Raw genomic sequence first — 26,652 nt, 5'->3', positions numbered from 1 at the left:
CGAACACAGAAGTTAAGCTTCAGCACGCCAAGAGTAGTTGGGGGATCGCCCCCTGCAAGGGTAGGACGTTGCCACGCAACCCAGAGTTTTTAACCATTTGGTTAGGAACTCTTTTTTTGTGTCGTAAATTAGGTGTATAATTACCAACAATTAAGTCATAAGGGTAGTGATTTTATGAAAAAACAACGCTGGTACCGTTTTTCACTTGGTTGGCAAATTGTATTTGGCTTGTTCTTAGGGATTATCTTAGGCGTTATTTTTTATCAGAATAAAGATGCCATTAATGTAATGCAAAACATTGGGACTATGTTTATTAGCCTAATTCAAATGATTGTTTTACCAATTGTGGTTTCTTGTTTAACGGTTGGAATTGCCGGAATGGGTGACATCAAAAAGGTCGGACGGATTGGGGTAAAGACGCTGGTTTACTTCGAATTAATGACCACGGTTGCTATTATTTTGGGTCTCTTAGTCGCTAACATCGCTCATCCCGGAACTTACATTAACGTTCATCAAATGCATGGATCGACGGACATTAGTCAATACATAGCGACTGCCAAGCAGTCCAAAAATACAGGAATCTGGTCCATGATTATGAACTTAATTCCTACTAACATCTTTGCGTCATTAAGCAAGGGTGATATGATGCCAATTATCGTCTTTTCGGTCTTCTTTGGTTTAGGAACCGCAGCCATCGGTGAAAAGGGGCAAATTATTATTAACTTCATGAGTGCGGTCTCAGAAGTTATGTTTAAAATTACAAATTGGGTTATGCACTTAGCTCCAATTGGAGTTTGTGCCCTAATTGGGGTCACCTTGGCCGAACTAGGAATTAAGGCACTGTTACCATTAGGTTACTTTGTTTTCTTAGTTTATCTCACCATGCTTGTTTTCGTTCTGGTAGTAATGGGAGTGGTGGCTCGCCTCTGTCATTTCAAACTCTCGGACCTTTTGGCGGTTATCAAGAATGAAATTGTTTTAGCCTTTTCGACTGCCAGCTCTGAGGCGGTTCTACCTAAGATGATTCAAAAAATGGATCACTTTGGCGTTAGTCCATCAATCGTTTCGTTCGTTATCCCAACTGGGTACACCTTTAATCTTGACGGTTCGGCAATCTATCAGTCACTGGCGGCTCTTTTTCTTGCTCAGGCTTATAACATTCACTTATCAATTGGACAGCAGGTCACCTTACTGATTGTATTGATGATCACCTCAAAGGGAATGGCTGGAGTTCCAGGGGCCTCCTTTGTTGTGCTGCTTGCCACTATTTCAACGATTGGCGTTCCCATGTCTGGTTTGACCTTCATCGCCGGCATCGATCGGTTCATTGATATGGGTCGGACGGCAGTCAACGTGGTCGGCAATTCACTTGCGACGGTGGTAATTGGAAGTTCTGAACATGAATTTAATCGGAAGCAAGCGAATAGTTACGTCAAACAAGTTAAATCAAAAAAAGCATAATGATAAAAGCTGAAGTTGGAAATTTAATCTGACCTCAGCTTTTCTTTTGTTGTTTGTTAAGAAATTGATAAAAAAGCATTGACAGGATTGGTCGTTTCAATTTACAATCAGTGAAACTAATGAAAGGAAGTTTTAGCGATGACGGCACCCGTAGTTTCCATGATTAGCATTTTATTATTCATTTTAGTCACAGTGATGATTAAAAATTGTGTGGATAATAAGATGCTTTTAAGTCAGAGCTAACTTCTTCTTTAAGTCCTCACAGTTTTGTTGGTAACTGCGGGGGGAAGTAGGTAATGTCCTCCAGTTACGTGAACTGGGGGACTTTTTTATTTTCAAGAAGTTAACTTTAATAAATAGTTCAAGGAGGGTTTGAAATGACAAATAAAGAAACGCTGGATCACGAACAGCGGGCCTATTCAAAGGCGGCACGAATTAAATATTTTGATATTGTAATTAAATCAGGGGCCGGAGCCATTTTAACGGACGAAGATGACCGCAGTTACATTGACCTCTTATCCAGTGCGTCTTCAACTAATACCGGACACTGTCATCAGAAAGTTGTCAAAGCCATTTCAGATCAAGCTAGCCGGTTGATTCAATACACTCCAGCCTATTTTGCGACTTCTGAGGAAGCTAAGTTAGCCCCACGATTAGCTAAATTAGCCCCAATTGATGGACCAACTAAAGTGGCTTTTGGTAATTCTGGATCTGACGCGAACGATGCGATCATTAAATTTGCGAGAGCATTCACGGGACGGCAATACATTGTGAGTTTTACCGGTGCTTATCATGGTTCCACGTATGGATCGATTAGTACTTCGGCAGTTAGTCTCAACATGTCACGCAAAATTGGGCCACTCTTACCTGGTGTAGTTAAGGTTCCCTATCCAAGTCCATGGAATCGTCTAAAGGGTGAAAATGATGATGAATTCAGTGATCGGATGTTTGAGGCTTTTAAGTTGCCATTTGAGACTTATTTACCAGCTGAAGAGACGGCGGTCATTGAGATCGAAGCCATTCAAGGTGATGGTGGTTTTATTAAAGCACCAGAACGTTTTTTAAATCGGGTGTATCGATTCGCCAAGGATCACGGCATCCTATTTGCCGTAGATGAGGTTAATCAAGGACTCGGACGAAGTGGGAAGATGTGGTCAATTGATTATTTTAAGGATGTTCATCCAGATTTAGTTGCGATTGGAAAGTCAATTGCATCCGGATTGCCGCTCAGTGCTGTTGCGGGTCGAAAAGAAATTATGGATGCCATGGATGCACCTGGGAATACCTTTACGACGGCTGGTAATCCAGTGTCGGCGGCCGCTGCTAACGCTACTCTAGACGTCATTAAAAACGAACACTTGGTAGAACGAAGTGCAAGATTAGGCAAACAGGCCAATCAATTCTTTAAGCAAATGGAAGACCGATTTCCATTTATTGGTGACGTTCGAATGTATGGATTAAACGGTGGAATTGACATTGTTGACCCGCAGACCAAGAAACCAGACGGTGATGCCGCTAACAAACTAATTTATCGGATATTTGAGTTGGGCGCGATCATGATTACCGTCCGTGGCAATGTTTTACGTTTCCAACCACCGTTGGTAATTAAAGAAACCGATTTACAAAAAGCCTTTTCAATGATTGAGCAGGCAATGCAAGAATTAAACGACGGAAAATTAACTAAATCACCCGCAAACATGGGTTGGTAATCAAAAGGAGTTTGAAGCATGAAAAATATTTGGCACAAGATGAATGAAAAAGTTGATTTTCATTTCTATATATCTAAAGATAAACACTTGGAAAAAACCATGACCGTTAAGGACTTCCTCGCGCTCGGCCTTGGAACCATCCTTTCAACGTCAATTTTCACCTTACCTGGGATTGTAGCAGCCAAGTACACCGGACCGGCCGTTGTCATTTCGTTCATCCTAGCAGCACTAGTAGCTGGCCTCGTAGCAATGAATTACGCTGAAATGGCGTCCGTCTTGCCCTTTGCCGGCTCTGCTTATTCTTGGATCTCAGTCCTGTTTGGTAAATTTTGGGGCTGGATCGTTGGCTGGGCGCTACTAGCGGAATACCTCATCGCCGTGGCCTTTGTTGCCGCTGGACTCTCATCAAACGTCCAAGGACTAATCTCGCCGCTTGGAATTACGCTACCAAAGGCAATTTCTTCCCCACTTGGTACTAACGGAGGGGTAATTGATATTATTGCCGTTTTAGTGTTGGCACTTGTCACCTACATCTTGATGCGTGGTGACCGACAAACAACTCGAATTTCAAACGTGTTGGTAGTGTTGAAACTACTGGCAATCGTGGCCTTTATTGTGGTTGGTGCGACCGCTATCAAAGCCCAAAACTACGTTCCGTTCTTCCCGAAAAGTCATCCGAATCCTGATGGAACGGTCTTCGGTGGCTGGCAAGGGATCTACGCTGGGATTTCAACGATTTTTCTCTCCTACATTGGGTTTGATTCCATCGCCTCTAACTCTGGTGAAGCTAAGAATCCCCAAAAAACCATGCCACGTGGCATCATTGGTTCGTTAGTAATCGCTACGATTTTCTTTATTTGTGTTTCACTAGTGTTGGTAGGGATGTTTAAGTACACCATGTATACTAACAACGCCGAACCAGTGGGGTGGGCGCTTCGACAAAGTGGTCACACCATCGTTGCCACCGTCGTGCAGGCCGTGGCGGTTGCCGGGATGTTAGTGGCTTTAATTGGAATGATGATGGCTGGTTCCCGTTTAATCTATTCCTTTGGCCGTGACAAAATGTTGCCCAAGGCCGTTGGCAAACTGAATCAAAAAAAGATTCCAAGTAACGCCCTCTGGATCATCACCATCATTGGAATCATTCTGGGGGCCATTTTTCCGTTTACCTTCCTCGCCCAATTGATTTCAGCTGGGACGTTAATTGCCTTCATGGCGGTCTCACTGGCCATGTATCCACTCAGAAGACGCGAAGGGAAAACCCTCCCCAAGGCGGCTTACCGGATTCCCTTTTATCCAATCTTACCCGCATTAGGCTTTTTGGGTTCCCTCGCTGTCTTTATGGGACTCGATATTCAGGCTAAAATTTATGCGGTCGTTTGGTTCCTGTTGGGTGTCATTATTTACTTCGTTTACGGCATGCGTCACGCCGACTCCAAGATTCCCGACAGTGATGATCAAGAGATTGACGAGAACCTTTAAGTGTTGAATATGTGACTTTTATCCCAAAGGTGGTTGAAAAATCAATATTCGCGTAGTACTCTTAGAACAATCTTAAAAGAAAAGGGTGAATTAGTAATGTCAGATAAAAGGAAGAAAGTTGTTCTAGCATATTCTGGTGGTCTTGATACTTCAGTTGCGATCGCTTGGTTGACTGATAAAGGTTATGACGTCATTGCAACCTGCATCAACGTTGGCGAAAACAAGGACCAAGAATTCATTAAAAATAAAGCGCTAAAGGTGGGTGCCGTCCGCTCATACGTAATTGACGCTCAAGATGAATTCGCTGATGAGTATGCTTCAGTCGACTTACAGGCCAACGCCATGTACGAAGGATCGTATCCGCTTGTTTCTGCTTTATCAAGACCTTTGATTGTAAAGAAATTGGTTGAGGTCGCAAAGAACGAAGGCGCCGATGCGATCGCTCATGGTTGTACTGGAAAAGGAAACGATCAGGTCCGATTTGAAGTTGCTATTCATGCCCTTGCTCCCGACATAGACGTGTTAAGTCCAGTTCGTGACTGGCACTGGTCTAGAGAAGACGAGATTGAGTACGCTAAGGATCACAATATTGATATCCCAATTGATTTAGATTCACCATATTCAATTGACAGTAATATCTGGGGTCGTGCTAACGAAGCCGGGGTCTTAGAAGATCCATGGGTTAGCGCTCCAGAGGATGCCTTTGATATGACCAAACCGGTTGAAGAAACGCCCGATGAACCAACCGAACTAGAAATTACGTTTAAAAAAGGTCTTCCAGTTGCGTTGAACGGCAAGCCCATGAAATTCGCTGATATCATCAAAGAGTTAAATACGATTGCTGGTGAAAATGGAATCGGTCGAATTGACCACATTGAGAATCGGTTAGTTGGAATCAAATCCAGAGAAGTCTATGAGACTCCTGGAGCAACGGTGCTCCTTAAAGCTCACAAGGAACTCGAAGATTTGACCTTTGAAAGAGGATTGGCACACTTCAAGCCCATTGTTGAAAACGAAATCAGTGAGGTCATCTACGACGGACTCTGGTTCTCACCACTAATGGAGTCACTTCAGGCCTTTTTGAAGGATTCGCAGAAACACGTCAGTGGGGTGGTTAGAGTTAAGTTATTTAAGGGTAACGTCACCGTCCTTGGCAGAAAGTCAGAGAACTCGCTGTATGATAAGGATCTTGCTACCTATACCTCATCGGATTCATTCGACCAGGTAGCTTCCAAGGGCTTTATCAAATTGTGGGGTCTTCCAACGAAGGTGAACTCCCAGGTTCAGATTAAAAATCAAAAGCAAAAGGACAAAAGTAAATGAGCGATAAACTATGGGGTGGCCGCTTTACCGAGCAACCTGATGAATCGGTTGATAATTTTGGTTCGTCAATCTCTTTTGACCAATTAATGGCTGACGAGGATATTGAGGGATCGCTGGCTCACGTAAAAATGCTAGAAAAGACTGGCATTCTTCCCGCTGGCGACGTTAAACAGATTGTCAGTGGTTTAGAGGGCATTCAAACCGATTTGCACGCTGGTAAAATTAAGTTCTCCAAAGCAAATGAAGATATTCATATGAATATTGAAAAGATCCTCACCGATCGAATTGGTCCGGTAGCCGGAAAACTTCACATGGCGCGTTCCAGAAACGATCAGGTGGCAACGGATTTTCATTTATACCTAAAAAAGCGGCTTCCCAAAATCATTGACGAGATTACGACTTTACAGAAGACGTTGGTGAAGATGGCGGATGAAAACGTGGAAACCATCATGCCGGGTTATACGCACCTTCAGCATGCCCAGCCCATCTCGTACGGCCACTACTTGATGGCGTACTACCAGATGCTGAAGCGGGACAAGGAACGTTTTGAGTTTAATGAGAAGCACACGGACATGCTGCCACTGGGAGCGGCGGCTCTTGCTGGGACCACGTTTCCCATTGACCGGCAGTTTACTGCCCAAGAACTTGGCTTTGATGAGGTCTATGCCAATTCGTTAGACGCTGTTTCTGACCGTGACTTTGCCCTGGAATTTCTGAGTAACTGTTCCATCTTGATGATGCATCTGTCCCGTTTCTGTGAAGAGATTAGTATGTGGGTTAGTTATGAGTTTCAGTACTTAGAAATCAGTGACGAGTATTCGACTGGTAGTTCAATCATGCCGCAGAAGAAAAATCCAGACATGGCCGAACTGATTCGGGGAAAGACCGGGCGCGTGTATGGTGACTTGATGGGACTTCTGTCAACCATGAAATCACTGCCATTGGCCTATAATAAAGACTTACAGGAAGACAAAGAAGGGGTCTTTGATGCGGTTAAGACCGTCTTGCCGGCACTCAAGGTGTTCAACGGGATGCTCTCCACCCTAAAGATCAATAAGGACAAGATGCGTGATAGTACCAAGCATGATTTATCAAACGCAACCGAGCTGGCCGACTACTTGGCGGCCAAGGGGGTTCCGTTTCGTGAGGCCCACGGAATTGTTGGTAAATTAGTCTTAAACTGCATTCAGACGCACCGTGACTTACAGGACATGAGTTTAAAAGAGTTACAGAAAGCCTCATCTGTAATCCAGGACGATGTCTATCATGAACTTGATCCAGAAGTGGCCGTAAAGCGCCGTAACTCCGAAGGTGGAACCGGGTTTAAGCAGGTCAGAGCGCAGATTGACAAGGCTAAAGCTGAATTAAAATAAAAAAAGCAAAAAAGACTGAAGCCGCATGGCTTCAGTCTTTTTGCGTTCTTTGATAGCAAATTTTCTTAAATTAGATTTGCTTTTCATTTCACAGGTGGTACACTTTGAAAAATTAATTAAGAAATTGTTAAGGAGATGAAGTTCAATGAGTAAGTCGAAGTTAAAGACTGTCATGCAGTTGTTGTTGGTCGTTGTCATTGTTGGAATGGGTACCTTGTTAACACGACGACCAGCACACGCGGATGACCAATCGTTGAACCGAGTCAAGCAATCAGGAACACTGACGGTCGGAACCGCTCCGGATTATCCTCCGTTTGAGTTTCAGGTTAATAGGAATGGGAAACAGGACGATGTCGGCCTTGATATTGACATTGCCAAACAGATTGCGAAAAATTTACACGTTAAGTTAAAGATTAAAAATATGAGTTTTGATTCTCTGCTGGTAGCCGTTCAGTCGGGCAAGATTGACATGGCAATTGGCGGAATTAATCCGACTCCCGAACGGAAGCAGAATGCTGATTTCTCCAAGATTTACTATAGCGGTGGGCAGGATTTTCTCATCAACAAAAATGATACTGGTAAGATTAAAAATAAAAATAGTTTAAAGGGGCAAAAGGTTGGAACCCAGACCGGGACCCTGCAACAAAGTTTAGCTAAAAAGTATATTCCCAACGCGCACGTAGTTGGGATGGACAAGACACCAGATTTAGTTCTGGCACTTAAGACCCACAAGGTTGCTGCCGTCGGGGTTGAAAAGCCGGTGGCCCAAGCCTATGTCGCAAACGATCATTCCCTAAAGGCCGTTGATTCGGGTTACAAATTAAATAAAAACGACGTTGGGACTGCCATTGCGTTTAAGAAGGGTAACACGTCCCTTGTAGGCGCCGTCAATCAAAGTATTGATCAGATTCACCAAAAGAACCTGATTCCACAATACCTAAAGGACGCTGGGAAGCACATGAAGGTTAACACCCACAACACGTCAATGTGGCACTACTGGAAATACTTCGCCACTGGGGTTGAGTATACTTTAATTATTTCAGTCGTTTCCGTCTTCTTCGGCATCATTCTTGGCATCATCTTGGTACTGATGAGACTCTCGAAATACAAGTTCTTGAGCTGGCCGTCAATTGCCTACACGGAATTTGTCAGAGGAACCCCCATGATGGTACAGGTCCTGTTCGTCTACTTCGGACTAGGCGTTTTGGTCAATATTCCCGCTTTGACTGCCGGCATTATTGCCGTTTCCTTAAACAGTGGTGCTTATGTCAGTGAGATCATCAGAGGTGGGATTAACGCCGTTGACAAGGGGCAGTCAGAAGCATCGAGAAGTTTGGGACTTTCTAAAAAAGACATGATGGCATCGGTTATTTTGCCCCAGGCCTTTAAGAACATTTGGCCCGCCCTTGGAAATGAATTTATCACCATTATCAAGGACAGTTCCATCGTTTCAATCATTGGAGTAACAGAAATTGTGTACGAACTAAACATCGTTCGGGCTGACACTTACAGAGGAGTGGCACCAATTGCCGTTGCAATGATTCTCTACTTTATCCTCTCGTTCTCGTTGTCAAGGGTGCTGAACTACTTTGAAAGAAGGATGAACCATGACTAAAACTGATAATGAAACGTTGATTCAAGTCAACGATTTGAAAAAAGATTTTGGGGAAAATGAGGTCTTAAAGGGCATTGACGGAACCATTAAAACGGGCCAGGTCATCTGTGTGATTGGTCCCTCTGGTTCTGGTAAGAGTACCTTTTTGCGGTGTCTGAACATGTTGGAAGAACCCACCAGTGGACAAATTATCTTTGATGGAAAGGATCTTACCAGGTTCAACCACAAAGAGGTTGCTACTTTGGGTGAACGGATTGGGATGGTGTTTCAAAGCTTTAATCTTTTTCCTAACATGACCGTCTTAGAAAATTTAAAGCTGGCTCCTAAAAAAGTGAAACACGTCAAAGATCAGGAGGCCGCTTCAATTGGACTGAGATTACTAGACCGAGTGGGATTAAAGGGGAAGGCCAATGTTTATCCGTCCAGTCTCTCTGGTGGCCAGGCCCAAAGAGTTGCCATGGCCAGAGCACTTGCCATGAATCCGCAGGTCATGTTGTTTGATGAACCCACGAGTGCACTTGATCCTGAAATGGTCGGTGAAGTGCTTCATGTCATGCAAGGACTGGCTAATGAGGGCATGACGATGGTGGTTGTGACTCATGAGATGGGTTTTGCGAAAAAGGTAGCCGATGAAGTCTGGTTTATGGCGAACGGTTACATCCAGGAAAAGAATACGCCGGATCAGCTCTTTGACCATCCCCAAAATCAGCGAACCAAAGAATTTATCGATAAAATTATTAATGAAGATGAGTAGACTAAAAGAGCTTCCAAATGGAAGCTCTTTTTATTTTCTGACCGTTAAATTGTTCGGGATGGTGGCGACATAGGGGTCGTGTCTTTTTAGGTATTGCACAATTAAGTCGGAGGCACTGTCTGGACTTTCGTTGATTACCTTCTGGGCGTTAAACATGTCATAGTCGCCACCACCAATGGCCCGATAGTTATTTAACGCAACCTTTAATTCCTGATTATAAGCAACGGGCTGATCGTGATAGTTGAGTTTAACCACCCGTTTGCCAACCGGTTGGGAGATGTCAAATTCGTAGTCAATTCCACTGTAGATGTCGTAGTTGAATAGTTGCATTTTGGGGGTGATGAATTTGGGGTCAATGACAATCTTACCGTTTTGAATGGCGAAAAATTCGGCACATTTTTCGAGGGCCCGCTTTAAATCCGCTCCGGTAATTTTTTCGGCCATAATGGTGTTGGGGTAACTGTAACCGTTGATGATTTCACGCATTGAAATGTCATGATGAAAACCCTTAATATCATCGTTGAAGAGGGCGGTTCCGGCGATATCAACGTTCATTGCATCCATCTCCACCCGATTGATAAAGTCGATGTAGGGATGATTGTTCATTCGGACCTTCATGGGATCGTCAATCAGCATGCTTGCTCCCGTTGTTTGGCCGACTGGTTGATCCAGCCAGTCTTCCACCTCGCTTTCGATTTGATGATCGGGAATTAGGTCATAGTCTGGTTGGGTGTGAGCCGTTGAAATGAGATGACTGGAACTTCCAACAAGCTGTTTGTTAGAAGTTAAATCCAGGTCAATTTCACCGACATCACTGCCGTGAACTCCAGGTTGAGTGAAGGGAACGCCATTAATTTTTCCCGCCAACTGACGGTGCTGATGACCCGTAATGAGGGCATCAATTCCAGGGACTTCCGTCGCAATGCGGTAGCCTTCGTTTTCTGATGTGTCCTTTTCGGTTGGCTGACCAGTTTTGGGATCGGCTTCAATCCCACCATGGTAGGCGACAATGACCACGTCAGCCCTTTGACGTAATTCAGGAACATACTGCTTAGCCGTTGCTAGTGCTGAATTAAATTTTAATCCTTGAATATTATTGGGACGCTCCCAATTGGGAATAAAGGCGGTCGTTAGTCCTAGAATGGCAAACTTGACGCCTTTTTTCTCAATAATTACGTACGGTTGATCGGCAATCTTGTTAGAAATGGCACCCTCAATGTTGGCGTTCAAAATGGGGTAGTTCCGTTTACTCTCAGTGTCCCTAATGTACTGTTGGCCGTAGTTGAACTCGTGATTTCCCAGGGTAGCGGCATCATATCCAACGTCAGCCGTTATTTGACTGAGAAGACGACGTTTGTCTGCGCCCTGTTCTGACAAAAAGGTTGAAAATGGTGATCCCTGAATCCAGTCACCATTTTCAATTGCTACGACAATTTCGTCGTCTTTTTCGTCCTGTTGAGCCTTCTTGATGATGGCACCCGCCTGAAGCATGCCAAGTGAAGCGTGGTTATTGCGGGTTGTATAGTTAGTGGGGTACACGTATCCATGCACGTCACTGGTTGATAAAATTCGGACTTTCAAATTATTATGCCACCTTTTCCGTGTTTTCTGATGTAGTGATTTGCGCCTTGTTTTCGTGTTTTAATTCCTTGATTGACAGCATGATTACGAAGCTAACGAGGTAAATCCCGCTCAAAAAGAGGATCACCGCCATGAGGTTAAAGCGATCCATCAAGAATCCAATCAGGACGGTGGAAAAGCTGCCGACACTTTTGGCAATACTCATGATGGTGTTGTTGGCCGTTGCCCGAATCTCGGTGGGATAGAGCTTGCTGACGATGGTTCCATAACCACTATACATCCCGTCGGAACAGAAACCAACGATTCCACCACCGATTAAAAATTCCAACTTATTTGAAGCGATAATCAGCAAAAAGACCGAGGCAGCGGCGGCTAGTAGCCAGATGCCGTATGCTAGGCGACTGCCGAGGTGATCTTGAACGATCCCAAAACACATGATCCCAAGTGACATGCCGACGATGGTCGCAATCATCCAGAGGGATGAACCGGCCACTGAGATGTGCATTCTTTCTTGAGCAATTGAGGGAAGCCAACTAATGAGACCGTTATAGCCGGCGATGTGGATCATGAACATAATCATGATTCTGACCGTTAGAAAGCATTCTTTCGGGGTGGCGAATAATTCGGTCCAGTGGCTGAAATCACGGTTAGGATCTTTTTCAATGGCGTTTCGGTTCTCGGTAAATTCTTTACTCTCGGGTAAGTGAAATCTGATAAACCAAGCTAAGATAACGGGAACGATCCCAATGAAGAAGAGGACGTGCCAACCAAAGTGGGGAAGAATAAAGGCAGATAGGAGGGAGGCAATAATTGAACCAATCTGACCGCAGATTCCAGCAGCGGCCGACAAGCGACCGAGATATTTCTTTGAGAAGGCCTCACTTAGCATGGTAATCGCAATCCCGTACTCACCAGAATTACCGACCCCGATGATGATGCGAAAGAGACATAGCATCCAGAACGAGTTGGTAAGTCCCATTCCGGCGGTTCCAATGGCATAGATAATGATGGTCCAGCAGAGGGTTTTGACCCTTCCATAACGGTCGGCGATTGCGCCAAAGCCAATCCCACCGAAAATGGATCCGATGGCGGTAATGGCTGGTAGTAAGCCACCCTGAGCCTTTGAGATGTTTAAGCTAATGATGATTGAAGCCAGTGCCAGTGACATAAACATGGCGTCCATTCGTTCCAGGATGAACCCAATCCCAGTTGACCACGTGATGCGCTTTTGATACTTTGTCAATTTTGGCATAAAAAAATTGTCCTCCCATTTAATTCTGCAAGGTCCAGATTCAGCGCACAGAATAGCATGAGAACACAATCGTTCAATCATTATATGTATAACATGTTATGCTTGTGGCTTCTCTGAACCATTTAAAGCTTTATATTGTAATTAATATTATCATAAAGTTGATAAAATGCAACGGACCCAGTTTGTAATTATTAGATGATAATTGGATGAATTTGCATCATGATGCTTGTTTTTAACATTAATAAATTACATAAATAATTTTACCCACAAAAAAACAGCCGCATTACTGCAGCTGTTTTCCAATCTTTAATTAACACATGTGGATTCCCATCTTTTTGTATGAATTCATAGCTGGGATATCTAAGTCCTTCACTGGGATGCCCTCTTCTTTTGAAAGAGCGTTTAGTAGGGTATCCATGTTCATTAACTTGTACTTCTTGTGTGGATCATTTTTGTCATAAGCCTGGATCTGAAGCATCATGCCACCGTCTTCGTGTTCCGTAATGTGACAGTGATACATGTAAACGCCAGGAAAGTCGAACTTAACTTGCAAACGAACGACTTCGCCGGGGTTAACCCCAATGGTGTCCTTCCAACCGTGTTCGTTTGGATAAGGGTCACCACCGTTTCTGGAAAGTACTCGGAATTGAGTTCCGTGCATGTGGTAAGGATGAACCATCCCACCATCCATTTCATTTGAGTTAGATACTTCCCAAATTCGTTCTTTGCCAACTTCTTGGCGATCGTCGATTCGTTGCATGTCGAACTTCTTACCGTTGATTTCAACGGATTCGTCCATTCCAGACATAGCTGCCTTATGAACGGGAGCGTCCTTGTCAATTTTGGCAAATGGTGGCATGTCAACGAGGTGATCTGGGAGCTTGGTGTTGTCTGGTGCAAACTCATGAATCTTAAACGTCATGATGGGAACGTCGTCGGAGTAGAGTTGAACTTCATCACCGGGTTTATAACCACTGAAATCAACGATGACTTCATCACGTTCGGCACAAACCATCATGAGGTGTGTAAACTCGACTGGTTCAGGAAGAATTCCACCATCAGAACCAATTTGAGTGAACTTCAAGTCGTCGTCGAAGTGAAGGCGCCATTCACGACGGTTGGAGCCATCAAGGAATCTGAGTCGTACTCGTTGGGTAGTAACGTCAAAGTAGGGGTTCACGGTACCATTAATCATGGCAGTTGGACCTTGAACACCATCTGGATCGTAGTCTTCTTTGTAGTTTAGTTGGTTACCCTTGTGGAAATGACGGTCTTGTAGGACAACGGGAATGTCATCGACCCCGTAATTTCTTGGGAAGGGTAACTTGGATTCAATGTCGTCTTGAACAACCACTGGGGTAGCAAGACCCTTGTAGACTTGTTCAGAAGTTTCTGGACATGGATGAGCATGCAACCACAATGTGGCAGCAGGCTGATTCACCGTAAACTCAATTTCACTGCTTTCACCAGGGTAAACTGGTGCGTGACAACCACCGTCAACGTATGGACCGGAAACATTTAGTCCGTGCCAATGAAAGGTGGTTAAAACTGGTAAGTCATTTTTTAAGGTCACATGCATGTGTTTACCCTCTTTTAAAATGATGGTCTTACCTAAAATACTAGCGTTGTAACCCCAAGTCTTTGTTTTTTCACCGGGTAAAATCTGAGTTTCACCTGGTTGGGCATCCACCGTGTACCACATGTCGGTATCGGTTTCTTTATCGGGCTTTAAAATTTCGGGGATGTTTAATTTGTGTTCTGGAACATCAGGCACCTTGAGTGGAATGTATCCACCGTCATGGGTGTTAAAAGCTGGTTCATCATAGAAATAATCATTGTATACTTTTCGTTCGGACATTGTCTTGTTCCTCCCTAATTGTTTAACTATCTACTACACCATCATAATACAGCTTTTTAGACTATAATGCTTGTTTGTTAGCTAAAAACATAGAAAAAGATCGACTATTAAAGTCGATCTTTTTAAAACGTTTGTTTTATTGTTCTTTGTACCATGGGTAATGGAAGTTACCTGGACGGTCAGTACGTTCGTAAGTGTGAGCACCGAAGTAATCACGTTGTGCTTGAAGCAAGTTAGCTGGAAGTACTTGAGCTCTGTATGAGTCGAAGTATGAAACGGCAGCTGACAATGATGGAACAGGAATACCTGCTTCAGTAGCTAACGAAACGATTTCTCTAGCTGAGTCTTGGTACTTGTTAGCGATGTCTGAGAAGTATGGGTCCATTAACAAGTTAGTTAACTTAGGATCCTTATCAAAGGCATCAGTGATGTTTTGAAGGAATTGGGCACGGATAATGCATCCAGCACGCCAAATCTTAGCTAATTGGTCGTACTTCAAGTCCCAACCATAGTGTTCTGAGGCCATCCGCATTTGTTCGAAACCTTGAGCATAACTCATGATTTTACCGAAGTATAATGCTTGGCGAGCCTTTTCAACGATTTCGTCGCTGTTAAACTTAGGTTCTTTGGCAGGACCATGAAGAACCTTTGAAGCGGCCATTCGTTCTTTTTTCATCATTGAGATGAAACGAGCGTAAACTGATTCGGTGATAACTGATTGAGGAGCACCAATGTCTAAAGCATCGATTGAACTCCACTTACCAGTACCCTTGTTAGCACCACGGTCTAAGATTGCGTCAACAATTGGCTTGTTCTTGTCGTCTCCTAAGTCATCTTTTCTAGTCAAGATGTCAGCGGTGATTTCGATCAAGTATGAGTTTAACTCACCCTTGTTCCAATCTTTGAAGATTTTAGCAAGGTCATCAACTGAGTAACCAGCAGCATTTCTCAAAAGGTTGAAGGTTTCATCGATTAATTCTTCGTCACCGTATTCGATACCGTTGTGGACCATCTTTACATAGTGACCAGCACCGTTAGGGCCAATGTAAGCAACACATGGTTCGCCATCTTCGGCCTTAGCAGCAATCTTTTCAAGGATTGGAGCAACACGGTCGTAGGCTTCTTTTTGACCACCGGGCATTAGTGAAGGGCCTTTAAGGGCTCCCAGTTCACCACCAGAAACACCCATTCCGATAAAGTTAATACCTGACTTAGCAAGTTTTTCACTTCGAGCCATAGTATCGTGGAAGTTAGTGTTACCACCGTCAATAAGAGTGTCACCCTTATCAAGTAATGGTAATAGTTCAGCAATAACGGCATCAGTTGGCTTTCCAGCTTTAACCATCAATAAGATCGTACGAGGTTTTTGAATTGATTCAACGAAATCCTTAACGTTGTAACTTGGAATCAAGTGTTTGTCACCGTGATCCTTCATTACTTGTTCAGTCTTACTTGCAGTACGGTTATAAATTGCAACTGTGTAACCGCGACTTTCAATGTTGAGGGCAAGGTTCTTACCCATAACAGCCATACCAACAACACCAATGTTTGCTTTTTTATCAGCCATAATATACCTTCCTTTTCGAATATATATGTTAATTCATTACACTAGTAGTTTACCATTTCACATTAGAATTGTGAAATAGAAACTTCAAATTTTGTAAGCACTTTCTTTACTTTTCAGCAGGGAAGTACCAACTGTGACCATCTCGAGCTAATAACTCGTTTGCTGCCTTTGGTCCCATTGAGTCCGGTTCGTAGTTAGGAAAATCAGGTTTGGTTTCGTCCCAGTACTTCTGAATGGGGTCAACGTACTTCCAAGCGGCGGCAACTTCTGGCCAGCTTGCAAAGTTGGTGTGATCACCATTTAAGATGTCATGGAAAAGACGCTCGTATGGTTGAGGAACTTCTGAAGCCCGAGCATCATTTTGTAGGTAACTAAGGTCGATGGTTTCGGTATGGAAACCTTGTTTGGAGTCCTTGACGTTGACTCTCAGTGTAATTCCACCACGAGGGTCAATTAAAATTGAGAGGACGTTGGTTTTAAGAGTATCTGGCAAACCGGCTTTACTGAAGATGTTGTTAATGTCTTTTTTGAAGATAATATCAACTCTAGTGGCTTTGGTTTTTAACTTCTTACCAGTTCGAACGTAGAAAGGAGTGCCCTCCCATCTAGAAAGATTGTAAGTTACTTTTCCAGCAACAAAGGTATCATTATTAGAATCGTGTGGAACGTCTGGCTCGTCACGGTAGGCGGCTGAACCACTACCAGCTCCATATTGACCACGAACAAAGTTCTTTTTGACACCCTCAGTATCATAGAAGTTCATACTTTCAAGGGTTTTGACCTTGGTAGCACGAACGTCAGTATCAACAAATGATTCTGGCTTATCCATTGCAAGGAGGGTCATGATTTGCATGGTATGGTTTTGAATCATATCACGTAAAGCACCAGCTGTGTCGTAATATCCGGCACGGTCTTCTACGCCAAGTTTTTCGGATAGGGTGATCTGGACGTTATCGATGTAGTTGTGGTTCCAAACGGCATCGATGATGGGGTTACCGAATCGAATAACTGGGATACTTTGAACCATTTCTTTGCCTAAATAATGATCGATGCGAAAGATTTGGTCTTCCTTAAACGCAGCGGTTAATTCATCATTTAATTTTTCAGCAGATTCATAGTCTCGACCGAATGGTTTTTCAATTACCAAGCGGTTAAAGCCACCATTGTCTGAAAGAACGTGTTGTTCCTTCAGATTTTTAGCAACGATTCCAAAGAATCTTGGGGCCATTGAAACATAAAAGATCCGATTACCATTAAGTTCGTATTTCTTGTCAAGTTCGTCGGCTAATTTACTTAAGGCCTGATAATGTTCCACGTTGGTAACATCATGAGATCTGAAGTAAAAATGACTAGCAAACTCTTCAGCTTGTTCTTGATTATCTGCTTCTGACGAGATGGAATCCAAAACCATTTTTTGAAATTCCTCATCGGTGTGGGGTCGTCTAGCTAACCCAAGCAGTGCAAAATGATTGTCAATACTGCCCTTTTTGTAAAGTTCAAATAAGGCTGGATATAACTTTCGCAAAGCAAGGTCACCAGTGCCACCGAAAAGCATGAATAATGCACGGTTAGCAGTTGCCATTAATACTCACTCCTTTTAATAATTATAGTTATTCGTATACAAGACCAATTATATAACACTACTGCTACCAAAAAAAGTGGTTTATTCCTTATTGTTCCACATATGAAAGCGCTATCTAAAGTATCCCTAACTTGACGCATTTCTTCATTATAAATAGTTCAAAATAATTTTTTGATTGCCAAATTGGTACAGGTCATAAAGTGGCTGGCCGTAAAAAAGGGCTGATAATTTAAATGACATAAAAAAGTTTTCTACCATATTAATATGGTTTTAGTAATTAAAAATAAGATGGTAGTGAGAAATTCAAAACTGAGGATGAATCTGACAATCGATACATTAATATAGTAGAAACTGGTCAAAAACGGAAAAATTAGGTTGAATTAACCTAAAAACATGGTTGTCAAACTTTTTTTGGAGTAATTTTGCAGAAATTGAAGGGGGTATATGGCAAAAAAAGAGCAAAAATTACAAAATGACACAGAAAACACTCAATAATCCGGTGATTTTTAGGGTTATGTTGCAAAACATGTTACTTATGTTACAAAATAACAAAAATCGGCGATTTTTTTAAACACTGTGTTATTTGTGTGTAATGTTTTCCGTTTAGTATATACATTGTTGATTGATACAGGAGATCAACGAATTTAAAAAACAGAAAACCGGAAAACGAAAATTAGTTAAGAAATTTAGATTAGGAGTGATTATTATTATGAAGTCAAAAAGTATCAAGGCCGTAGTTTTATCAAGTGCCGCAGCATTAGGTTTATTAGCAGTAGGTGCTAACACCACCCATGCTTCAACAAACGTTACAGTTAAATCAGGTGACACTGTTTCAGAAATTGCTCAACAATACAAAGTTTCTACTAACCAAATCGCCAAAGCTAACCATTTACAAAATGTTGACCAAATCTCAGTTGGACAAAGATTAGTAATCCCAACTGGTGTTACTGTTCCAAATGCTGTATCACAACCAGCACAAACTACTGGTTACCAAGCACCAAAGACTACTCCAGCTGTTAAAGCTCCAGTTGCTAAGGTTGCACAACCTGTACAACAACCAGTTGCTGCTCAACCAGCACCAAAGGCTCAAGTACAAGCCCTAGCCCCAGCAGCACCAAAAGCTCAAGCTCCCGTACAACAAGCCCCAGCTCCACAGCAACAAGCTAATACTCAACCAACCCAATCACCAAAGGCTAATGTACAAGCATCAGCTCAAAAGAGTACTCCAGCTCCAGCAGCACCACGAACTAACCAAAGAACTTACGCTGTACAAACTAACACTGTTAAACCAGCTAACGTTAACTACTCAAGTAACGGTGGTGATGATGCAGCCAAAGCTTGGATCACGGCACGTGAATCAGGCGGTTCATACACTGCTTCAAATGGTAACTACTACGGTAAGTACCAATTATCTAAGTCATACTTAAATGGTGACTACTCAGCTGCTAACCAAGATCGAGTTGCTAACCAATACGTAACTTCACGTTATGGTTCATGGTCAGGTGCCCAATCATTCTGGCAATCACACGGTTGGTACTAAGATAAATTTATACTAACTAATTAATAAGAATTAATTGAAGTCACGGTGATCGAAAGGTCACCGTGATTTTTTTAGCTCGAAAAATAATCAATTTATAAGTTATACTAATAGTAGACTTTTGCATGAAGTCAGGATTCTATTAGGATATTGTGAAAAGAAGTGGGTGTTGTGAAATTTTTCCTATTTTTATTGCACAAGGATTTTATTCTATGGTATAATGTCTTTGTGAAAGATGTTATTAGATTGCGTGTCTGTGGTGCTTTATCACCATTACAAACATACAATTTATTAGCAATAAAATAATATATTTTTTGGAGGTAGTTTTTTATGGAAGCAAATATTGGTAAGAAATTAGTTTTAGGTGTGGCATCATTAGCAGCCGTTTTAGGTTTGTCAATGGCCATTGAGAACATTAATGTAAACGCTGCTCCTGTTCATCTTCCAGCAGACACTAGTGCAACTCCTAATGACACTACTGGTTCAGTACAAGGACAATCAAAAGCTCACGTTCAAGTAAGAACCGGATACTTAACTTTACAAGAAGTTCCAGATTTAAACTTCGGTGAAGCAGCCAACAACAGTAACCCACAATTTGGGATTCCGTTGCATGATAACCAAACAGGTAATGGTAAACCACAATTAGTTGTTGTTGATGGTCGTACCGTCAAAGATCAACCAAATGGTGCTGGTTGGACTGTTTCAGCTGCTTTAGGTCAATTCAATGATCAACCAGGTAATGGTTGGGGTGTTCAATTGAACCAAACCGCTGTTAAAAACAGCATTGGAAGTGCCGCTCAAGTAAATACTCCATTGTTGAATGCTGGAGCTGACAATTCTTCCCAAGTTCTTTCAGCTAATGCTGGTCAAGGTTTAGGAACGACTTCAGTTGACTACTCAAAGAGTACTGACGCTAGTTTGAACATGCCAGCTAACGTTACTCCAGCTGATTACAACGCACCAATTATTTGGACTCTTAACGCACAAGGCCCACAAAACCCAACTAACTAATAGTTCTCTTTACGGGTGTGTATTGTATAACCAAGAAGACAGACCACGTACGGTTTGTCTTCTTTTTAGTAAATTAGAAAATTAATTAAGTAGGACGTGATTGTAATTTTATCAAGGTTGAAGAAATTCTGGTTACCGTTTTTACTTGCCGTTGCAACCATTCTTTTGATGATTCCGATACTTGGAACCTTAAAAACAAATGCAGCCCAAGGTCCATCAATTGCGGTTAAACCGAATTACACTAAGAATCAAATTAAGCAAGATGGAGTGATCTTTGTTCAAACCAAGCCGGGTCAAACCCAACAAATTAGTTTGAGCATCGTTAATTTATCCAAATCACCCCAGTCCTTTAGCATTGAACCAACAACTGCTTTTACTTCCGGTGGTGGTGCCATTGCGCTCAATCCGACTAATAAGTTTCCGACTGATAAAACTTTGAAGTATAAATTCAAGGATTTAGTCCAAGGAGACAAGAAGCAGACGATTAACTTAGCTCCTAATAAGGGAACCAACGTTAACTTTAACGTAAAAGCTCCTGACAAGACCTATCAAGGTGTCATCATGGGTGGACTGTACGTTAGTCCACAATTACCACCTTCTGCAGCTAAATTAAGGGGGGTCAGCGTTAATAATAAGTTTGCTTTAGCAATGCCCGTCTATCTTCGTGACAACACTAATCAAACCATTAAACCAAAGCTTACGGCTCAAGGCATTAAACCGGGGAAAGTAGCTAGTGAACCGGTGATTTATACCAAGTTGGCAAACGAAAAGCCCACGACGGTTAGTCAAATGCATTTAAAAGACAAGATTTACCGAAAGAGTAATCCAAAGAAAGTCTTGAGTAAGGCCAACCAGAGTGGCTTAAGTATGGCGCCTAATTCCAACTTTAATTTTATGAATAATTTTGGCAAAAACGCGTTGTTACCCGGTAATTATCATTTGAGTTTGCAGGCTTCAGACATTAACGGCAACAAGTGGGATATTGAAAAAGATTTCCATATTTCAATTGCTCAGGCAGCAATTAATAATGCTAATAAAAACTGGTGGTGGATCATCCTATTGATTATCTTGTTAATCTTAATCTTGATCTTATGCTACGTTTTGTACCGTCAACACAAAAAACAAAAGGATTTGATTGCCGCACAGCAAGCAGAACTTGATAAAAGAAACGATCAATCTAAATAACTAGGTTGGGAGATGTACAAATGCGAATACAATGTTCTAAGTTTTTAAGGATGGTACTGTTAACTGGATTAACTATTTTAATAGCCGTTGGGTTAGGAGCAAACGCTGCTTCGTTTGCGAAGAGTGAATCTAATTCAAATACCACAATTCGAATTGGTAGAAACGTAACTCCGGCACCCAATGGACAGGGTGGTCAACCTGAAGATATGTCTAATAAAACCCCAGGTTCCTCTGAATCAGAAGGCACTAAAATTCCGCCAACCATTGCTGTTAGTGGGGAGCAACAAGGTACGTTACCTCAAACAGGACAAATGCTCCAATGGGGCACAATGGTAGCCGGAGTGATTTTTCTCTTTATCGCTTTTCTGATTATATTAAACCGTCATTTCATTAAAAAATTAGAATTGAAGAATTCGAAATAAAATTCAAATGCGAAAACTAATTAAAATTATAATTTTAGTTGGAGTTTTGTTGATTGAACTGTTTGTGCCAATGACTTCCCAGGCCAATTCGGATGATTATCCGTCATTTTCTGCCACGCCAGTTTTGGGTGGACTCCCGCTTCAAAAGGGCAAAGAGTATTTTGCGATTCAAGCTAAACCGAATCGGGAATACCAGCTTCCGCTTCTTTTGAAAAATCACGGAGACCGTCCCATTAAAATTAGGTTAACGCTGAATAATGCAACGACCACGTCGAGTGGCAGTATTTCATACGCTAATCCAAGCGTGCTTAAAAATGATCAGAATTCGGTTTCTAGACAAGTTGTTGGAAAACTTAAAAGAGAAGTGAATTTGGCTCCGGATGCAAGTAAGGTAGTCAATTACCAAATCAGGACAAATTCACGAGTTATGGGAACAGAACTTGCTGGCATCACTGCTACTGGAGTGGTTCCTTCCGTTTCAAACGAGAAGGTTAACAGTTTAGCCAGTTACGTTATTGGAGTTTCGTTAAGTGGACAGGATGGATTGAAATTAGATCGTTTAAAAATTTCAAACATTGAGAGTGGAAATTATGATGGATTAAATGCGTTTAAAGTTACGATTAAGAATAATTACCCACAGCTGATTCAACATGCGAGGGTGCGAGTCAAAGTTTTTCATAACGAAAAGTTGGATACGATAAAGGAATATTCGGATGTCAGTATTGCCCCGAATACTCCTTTGGTGTGGACAATTCCCTATCAAAAATTGCAGCCTGGTAGGTATTGGATGGATGTTATGATCCATTCTGACAAGCAAACGGTTCGATTGCACAAGACGTTTACCCCACTAAAGTTATCAAACCAAGTAGAGTCATACGTACCGGTTTTAATTGCGGTATTTTTGACCATCGAAATTTGGATTATTTTTTGGATTTGTCGGATGTTCTATCACAAAAAGAAAAATAAAAAGAATTGAGAAAAAATGAGAATAAAAAGAGAAGTACTTTATAAGCTATTAATAGGAGTGGTTTGTACTGCTGTATTTATGATTTGTGGCGCAATGATGAGTGTTAGGGCGGATCCAGATAATCCGTATAACATTCCTGCACCACCAGAATCAGGTCCGTCAATGGATGAATTTATGTTTGCTGGGGTTCAACCGAATGAAAGCGTTCAAAAAAGATATCCCAACGTTCAGGTGGTAACTGATAATACTGGTGATGATCATTCTGCTCAAACCATGTGGTGGAAGAACCAAGTTGATTTACAAAAACCGTTTACAATTAAGTTTTACGTTTATATGAAAAACCCGAAAAAAGTTAAAACATTAGCTGATGGACTGACCTTTACCCTGCAAAATGACAATCCAAATGCCATCGGATCATCGGGTGAATCACTCGGTTCATACGGAAATGTCCGAACCGCTTCAAAGGCAATTGACAATGATCATGTTAATCCTAAAAAAGCATATTTGAGAACCCAATTTATTCACAATGCTTTATCGTTTGAGTTTGATCCATACTACAACGGAGATTATAGTGACCATAAATTGCCGCGAAAGATTCCACATACGGCGTTCATTTACCCAAATGAATTCACTGGTCCATTTGACTGGCATGATAAAGATCATATTGGAATCAATCACCATGATTATAGTCAGACGCCATCTTTAACGGCTAATCAGGGAACATGGATCCCGGTGACTTATAAGTGGATGCCTAATGACTGGCAACCAGATAGTAACGCCAGGTCGGATCACGCCACCGCAACGGTTACTTATAATGATCCCAAGTCTGGTCACTCAATTGACGGAATTGATCAGCATACCACTACTGAAAATGTTCCTTTGAGCCAATTTCAAGGTGACTACGCATGGTGGGGATTTACTGGTGCAACTGGTGCGTTGAACATGGTCAGTGCCATTGCCAATACCGAAATTCCTCAGATTCCTGGGGTTAAAAAATTAGTTTGTGATTTAAGTGCACTTCAACGTGAGGGGAAGTATAAGGATATTAATCCCTACGATAGTGATACCGGTGCCGCAAATGACATGATTAAGGAAATCGATCCAAGTGAATTTAAGGACCTTGTCACTAACGCTAAGGTTGGAGACGTGATGCTTTATAAGGTCGATACCTACAACTACAAAGATAATGGTTTAGGAAATACCTGGGATAACGTTAAGGTTACGGATGACATGACCAATCTAGGGATGCGTGGTCTGGACGATAACGATCAAATCGTGGCGGAATACCCCAACGGAATTGAACCCATCGACGATGATGGGAAACCTGACTCAGTTGGATTTCGAACGATTATTACTGATCCAGATCCTAATACTAAGCAGAATACGGTAACCGCTAAGGGAAGTAACTTTACGGCACCGGATGACGGAGTGGTTAAGTCAAGTCAGGCGACCGTCGAAATGTCGAATAACCCGTACGACAACGTTAAACCACGGGTTATTTTACAAAACCAGATGTCAAATGACGGTGGCAATACTTGGACCAATAATCTGACCGACGTCAAAGACGGAAGTGAGGTTCAGTACAAGATTTCTCTTCATAACATGATTGAAGGCACGCAGTTTAAAGATGGTTCGTATTCATTTGTGGTTCCAAGTATTAAAGACATCAAGAACATTGATGTTAACGGAGAACCAATTAGTAATAGTGATTATACGGTCAGTGACACCACCGATTATGAGATTAGTGGGAAAGACTCCAACTCTAACTTTAAGAATGCTAAGAAGATTACAATTAAGAATCTTCCAGACATGAATGGTCGAGAGGTAACTAATATTACCGCTGACCTTCAACTTGGGGACAATAATCCTGATAATATGAGTTCAATCCCTGAATTGACGGGAACCGATCGTAACCAGGATTCACTTAAGTTTCAAGGACGAAAAGAGACCTATAATTTCTACAATGGATCGGTTGTTCTGAATCAACCGCAGGATTTAGACTACGGCTTTCAAAATGACTACTTCTTTAAGGATCAGTACATGCAACCAAGAAACCTTGGCAAGAAAAAGACTCCGATTGACATCAACAAGGGGTACGAGATTGCTAGTTTAACCGATGATCGTCGGGTTAAGAGTCCGTACAGTGTCTGGCTTTCTCAGGAGAATACTCCTGAAAATCCACATGAGATTGGGAGGCCCGGGTCACCATTTTCACTGGCTTACTTTGCCTTAAACAGCAAGCAACCAACCATTTTGAACCCAGGAACTGGTAACGTCCAGGTTTACAATTATCCTGGAAAAAAGGAAGATGGTAAGATTACGACTCCAATTAAATGGGGTGCTAATCAAGGACTTGATTTAAGGATGAACCAGAGTGGAAGTGCCGTCGGTAGTACCGGAGGATATGACGCTACGCTTAACTGGAGCATCAAGTATGGTTCAAAAGATAGTGGAACACCATAAGGACGGTTAATCAGTGATCGCGGTTATGATATGTTTTGCCAAATGAAAGGCTATCAAGTACTTGATAGCCTTTTTTGTTGCATGTAAATTTAAACATGACGTTGGTCATTGTGAACCGCTTTTCTGATGTGCTTAAAATCTCCATAATGGCGTGCTATAATTAGCGTAAATCTATCAAAGTGAGGAAACGTTATGGGTGAAATCAAGAAAAAAATGAAAGATCGACTTGATGCCTTCAGTGACGCCATCATTGCCATCATTATTACCGTGATGGTGTTGGAACTGCCGATTGAGAAAATGGGTGGAAACGTTGAGTATCTGGTTCTATTTCGTGCCATTGGAATTTATGCCGTTAGTTTTTGTTTTGTTGGGAACTTGTGGTACCAGCATGCACAAGTATTCAACGATACCGAAAAAGTCGCCAACAAGACGGTTGTCATGGACCTGGTTTTCCTCTTTTTCATGTCGTTAATTCCAACTTTTACTAAGCTTATGACCGACGATACATCGCAAATCACGGTGATGCTTTATGGCGCTCTTTCACTAATTTTATTGGTGGTCTTTCGCATCATTGTGTCGCAAATTGCTGAAGTCAAGTACCGAAAGCATTCCAAGCAACATGAAGTTTTCAACTATATTTTTGCCAGAAACTTTAACTATTCAATTGCGGCGTACGTCATTTTGATTATTTTGGCGTTTTTCTTTCCTAGAATTGCTTTGACTTTATTTATCATTATCCCAATTTGGTCGTTTATTGAAAACAGCCACGAGCACGGGACCTTGAACTTGGCTAATCAAGGAATGGAAGAGGGCCAGGTTAATTTAACCGAGTCGGTTAAAAATTTGACAGCTGATCAGAAAAAATCCTTAAAAGCCAAGTTAGCTTCGACGATTAAGGCGTCAAAGGGTACTGATGATGAGAAAGAAAAGCATGAGATTTGGACCCAGTTTGCCAAGTGGGCCGCTGATCAGAGGTAAAACTTAAAGCATTGCTATAAAATATTTTTAGGGATTGACGTCAATGAACAAATGATGTTAGTCCCTTTTTTTTCAACATTTTTCTTTCAAAGTTAAATATATGTTAAAATTTATCTAAAGGTAGGTGTTAAATATGAAGAAAAACGCATTTACTAGTCGTATCAGTTTACTGTGGACGGCCATGGCTATGATTTTATTTGGCACTAGTGTGGTTGAAGGCATCCAAGAGATTATCTATGGTTTTCCCATTGGTTTCATTGACTGGATTTTAATTATTTTAAGTGCCCTCTGTATCATTATTTGGGCTGTCACTTTATTTATTAAGAATCCAGCAATGGAGATTGCGGGTGAAATTACTCCAAAGCAACGTATTTGGGGTGGGATTGTGACCCTGCTTGTGTTTCTTTTGGTAATAATTGGAATTTCTCATCTTTCCGTCATGTGGACTGATTTAATCCTGATTCTAGGGTTTATTGGCTTTTTACTTAACGAAGTATGGACGTTTAAAGATTAAAAATTTTGATAATTAAAT

The 26,652-nt window shown here is 41.9% G+C and carries 20 protein-coding genes; 15 read left to right on the top strand and 5 right to left on the bottom strand.

Translation table 11 applies throughout. From position 1 onward, the window contains the following. Positions 1-174 precede the first annotated feature (174 nt). From AC6UDE_RS06890 to AC6UDE_RS06860, 7 genes are all read left to right on the top strand, one after another. Positions 175-1,461: a cation:dicarboxylate symporter family transporter gene (locus AC6UDE_RS06890; protein WP_500697021.1), complete on the top strand. Its 1,287-nt coding sequence runs from the start codon at positions 175-177 to the stop codon at positions 1,459-1,461. A 377-nt stretch (positions 1,462-1,838) separates the two neighbouring features. Beyond that, positions 1,839-3,170 (top strand): aspartate aminotransferase family protein, encoded by a 1,332-nt coding sequence (locus AC6UDE_RS06885; protein WP_500697020.1) that lies wholly within the window; start codon positions 1,839-1,841, stop codon positions 3,168-3,170. Between the two features lie 18 nt (positions 3,171-3,188). Beyond that, complete coding sequence (locus tag AC6UDE_RS06880; protein ID WP_500697019.1) at positions 3,189-4,652, top strand: APC family permease; 1,464 nt, start codon at positions 3,189-3,191, stop codon at positions 4,650-4,652. Positions 4,653-4,748: 96 nt separating this feature from the next. Beyond that, positions 4,749-5,975, top strand: coding sequence for an argininosuccinate synthase (locus tag AC6UDE_RS06875; protein ID WP_500697018.1), 1,227 nt, complete (start codon positions 4,749-4,751; stop codon positions 5,973-5,975). Beyond that, positions 5,972-7,348 carry an argininosuccinate lyase gene (argH, locus tag AC6UDE_RS06870; RefSeq protein WP_500697017.1) on the top strand — a complete coding sequence of 459 codons (1,377 nt, stop codon included), beginning with the start codon at positions 5,972-5,974 and terminating at the stop codon, positions 7,346-7,348. Before AC6UDE_RS06875 ends, argH begins: the two co-directional genes overlap by 4 nt. Positions 7,349-7,493: 145 nt before the next feature. Next, positions 7,494-8,963 carry an ABC transporter substrate-binding protein/permease gene (locus tag AC6UDE_RS06865; protein WP_500697016.1) on the top strand — a complete coding sequence of 490 codons (1,470 nt, stop codon included), beginning with the start codon at positions 7,494-7,496 and terminating at the stop codon, positions 8,961-8,963. Continuing rightward, complete coding sequence (locus tag AC6UDE_RS06860) at positions 8,956-9,717, top strand: amino acid ABC transporter ATP-binding protein (RefSeq protein ID WP_500695869.1); 762 nt, start codon at positions 8,956-8,958, stop codon at positions 9,715-9,717. Before AC6UDE_RS06865 ends, AC6UDE_RS06860 begins: the two co-directional genes overlap by 8 nt. Before the next feature lie 30 nt (positions 9,718-9,747). On the opposite strand, the gene AC6UDE_RS06855 is transcribed toward AC6UDE_RS06860, so the two are convergent. From AC6UDE_RS06855 to zwf, 5 genes are all read right to left on the bottom strand, one after another. Next, a complete protein-coding gene (locus tag AC6UDE_RS06855) occupies positions 9,748-11,298 on the bottom strand; it encodes a bifunctional metallophosphatase/5'-nucleotidase (protein WP_500697015.1) in 1,551 nt (516 codons plus the stop codon). Between the two features lie 4 nt (positions 11,299-11,302). After that, complete coding sequence (locus AC6UDE_RS06850; protein WP_500697014.1) at positions 11,303-12,550, bottom strand: MFS transporter; 1,248 nt, start codon at positions 12,548-12,550, stop codon at positions 11,303-11,305. A 310-nt stretch (positions 12,551-12,860) separates the two neighbouring features. Then, positions 12,861-14,408 (bottom strand): multicopper oxidase family protein, encoded by a 1,548-nt coding sequence (locus AC6UDE_RS06845; RefSeq protein ID WP_500697013.1) that lies wholly within the window; start codon positions 14,406-14,408, stop codon positions 12,861-12,863. Between the two features lie 136 nt (positions 14,409-14,544). After that, positions 14,545-15,975 (bottom strand): NADP-dependent phosphogluconate dehydrogenase, encoded by a 1,431-nt coding sequence (gnd, locus tag AC6UDE_RS06840; RefSeq protein WP_500694125.1) that lies wholly within the window; start codon positions 15,973-15,975, stop codon positions 14,545-14,547. A gap of 106 nt (positions 15,976-16,081) precedes the next feature. Continuing rightward, positions 16,082-17,557, bottom strand: coding sequence for a glucose-6-phosphate dehydrogenase (gene zwf, locus AC6UDE_RS06835; protein ID WP_500697012.1), 1,476 nt, complete (start codon positions 17,555-17,557; stop codon positions 16,082-16,084). 709 nt (positions 17,558-18,266) lie between these two features. Here zwf and apf point away from each other — a divergent pair. From apf to AC6UDE_RS06795, 8 genes are all read left to right on the top strand, one after another. Further along, positions 18,267-19,097 (top strand): aggregation-promoting factor, encoded by an 831-nt coding sequence (gene apf, locus AC6UDE_RS06830; protein ID WP_500697011.1) that lies wholly within the window; start codon positions 18,267-18,269, stop codon positions 19,095-19,097. Between the two features lie 327 nt (positions 19,098-19,424). Next, a complete protein-coding gene (locus tag AC6UDE_RS06825) occupies positions 19,425-20,105 on the top strand; it encodes a WxL domain-containing protein (protein ID WP_500694122.1) in 681 nt (226 codons plus the stop codon). Positions 20,106-20,201: 96 nt separating this feature from the next. Next, positions 20,202-21,290 carry a DUF916 domain-containing protein gene (locus AC6UDE_RS06820; protein ID WP_500697010.1) on the top strand — a complete coding sequence of 363 codons (1,089 nt, stop codon included), beginning with the start codon at positions 20,202-20,204 and terminating at the stop codon, positions 21,288-21,290. 20 nt (positions 21,291-21,310) lie between these two features. Further along, positions 21,311-21,712, top strand: coding sequence for an LPXTG cell wall anchor domain-containing protein (locus AC6UDE_RS06815; protein ID WP_500697009.1), 402 nt, complete (start codon positions 21,311-21,313; stop codon positions 21,710-21,712). A gap of 7 nt (positions 21,713-21,719) precedes the next feature. Further along, on the top strand, positions 21,720-22,688 hold the full coding sequence (locus tag AC6UDE_RS06810; RefSeq protein WP_500697008.1) for a WxL protein host-binding domain-containing protein: 969 nt from the start codon (positions 21,720-21,722) through the stop codon (positions 22,686-22,688). A gap of 69 nt (positions 22,689-22,757) precedes the next feature. Next, on the top strand, positions 22,758-25,142 hold the full coding sequence (locus AC6UDE_RS06805) for a hypothetical protein (protein ID WP_500697007.1): 2,385 nt from the start codon (positions 22,758-22,760) through the stop codon (positions 25,140-25,142). Between the two features lie 192 nt (positions 25,143-25,334). Next, on the top strand, positions 25,335-26,120 hold the full coding sequence (locus AC6UDE_RS06800) for a TMEM175 family protein (protein ID WP_500697006.1): 786 nt from the start codon (positions 25,335-25,337) through the stop codon (positions 26,118-26,120). 133 nt (positions 26,121-26,253) lie between these two features. Further along, positions 26,254-26,634: a hypothetical protein gene (locus tag AC6UDE_RS06795; protein ID WP_500697005.1), complete on the top strand. Its 381-nt coding sequence runs from the start codon at positions 26,254-26,256 to the stop codon at positions 26,632-26,634. The last annotated feature ends 18 nt before the right edge of the window (positions 26,635-26,652 follow it).

The sequence above is a fragment of the Fructilactobacillus sp. X2R5C3 genome (assembly GCF_059901325.1).
Note: the sequence above shows the minus strand (reverse complement) of the source record. Positions and strands in the feature narration are given on the sequence as shown.

Bases quoted from the DNA above. Each gene is read 5' to 3' on its own strand.
- AC6UDE_RS06810 (WP_500697008.1), top strand. From the start codon at position 21,720: ATGCGAAAACTAATTAAAATTATAATTTTAGTTGGAGTTTTGTTGATT.
- AC6UDE_RS06845 (WP_500697013.1), bottom strand. From the start codon at position 14,408: ATGTCCGAACGAAAAGTATACAATGATTATTTCTATGATGAACCAGCT.
- AC6UDE_RS06800 (WP_500697006.1), top strand. From the start codon at position 25,335: ATGGGTGAAATCAAGAAAAAAATGAAAGATCGACTTGATGCCTTCAGT.
- AC6UDE_RS06880 (WP_500697019.1), top strand. From the start codon at position 3,189: ATGAAAAATATTTGGCACAAGATGAATGAAAAAGTTGATTTTCATTTC.
- AC6UDE_RS06805 (WP_500697007.1), top strand. From the start codon at position 22,758: ATGATTTGTGGCGCAATGATGAGTGTTAGGGCGGATCCAGATAATCCG.
- AC6UDE_RS06860 (WP_500695869.1), top strand. From the start codon at position 8,956: ATGACTAAAACTGATAATGAAACGTTGATTCAAGTCAACGATTTGAAA.
- AC6UDE_RS06885 (WP_500697020.1), top strand. From the start codon at position 1,839: ATGACAAATAAAGAAACGCTGGATCACGAACAGCGGGCCTATTCAAAG.
- AC6UDE_RS06865 (WP_500697016.1), top strand. From the start codon at position 7,494: ATGAGTAAGTCGAAGTTAAAGACTGTCATGCAGTTGTTGTTGGTCGTT.
- AC6UDE_RS06825 (WP_500694122.1), top strand. From the start codon at position 19,425: ATGGAAGCAAATATTGGTAAGAAATTAGTTTTAGGTGTGGCATCATTA.
- AC6UDE_RS06815 (WP_500697009.1), top strand. From the start codon at position 21,311: ATGCGAATACAATGTTCTAAGTTTTTAAGGATGGTACTGTTAACTGGA.
- AC6UDE_RS06795 (WP_500697005.1), top strand. From the start codon at position 26,254: ATGAAGAAAAACGCATTTACTAGTCGTATCAGTTTACTGTGGACGGCC.
- AC6UDE_RS06890 (WP_500697021.1), top strand. From the start codon at position 175: ATGAAAAAACAACGCTGGTACCGTTTTTCACTTGGTTGGCAAATTGTA.
- zwf (WP_500697012.1), bottom strand. From the start codon at position 17,557: ATGGCAACTGCTAACCGTGCATTATTCATGCTTTTCGGTGGCACTGGT.
- AC6UDE_RS06875 (WP_500697018.1), top strand. From the start codon at position 4,749: ATGTCAGATAAAAGGAAGAAAGTTGTTCTAGCATATTCTGGTGGTCTT.
- gnd (WP_500694125.1), bottom strand. From the start codon at position 15,975: ATGGCTGATAAAAAAGCAAACATTGGTGTTGTTGGTATGGCTGTTATG.
- argH (WP_500697017.1), top strand. From the start codon at position 5,972: ATGAGCGATAAACTATGGGGTGGCCGCTTTACCGAGCAACCTGATGAA.
- apf (WP_500697011.1), top strand. From the start codon at position 18,267: ATGAAGTCAAAAAGTATCAAGGCCGTAGTTTTATCAAGTGCCGCAGCA.
- AC6UDE_RS06850 (WP_500697014.1), bottom strand. From the start codon at position 12,550: ATGCCAAAATTGACAAAGTATCAAAAGCGCATCACGTGGTCAACTGGG.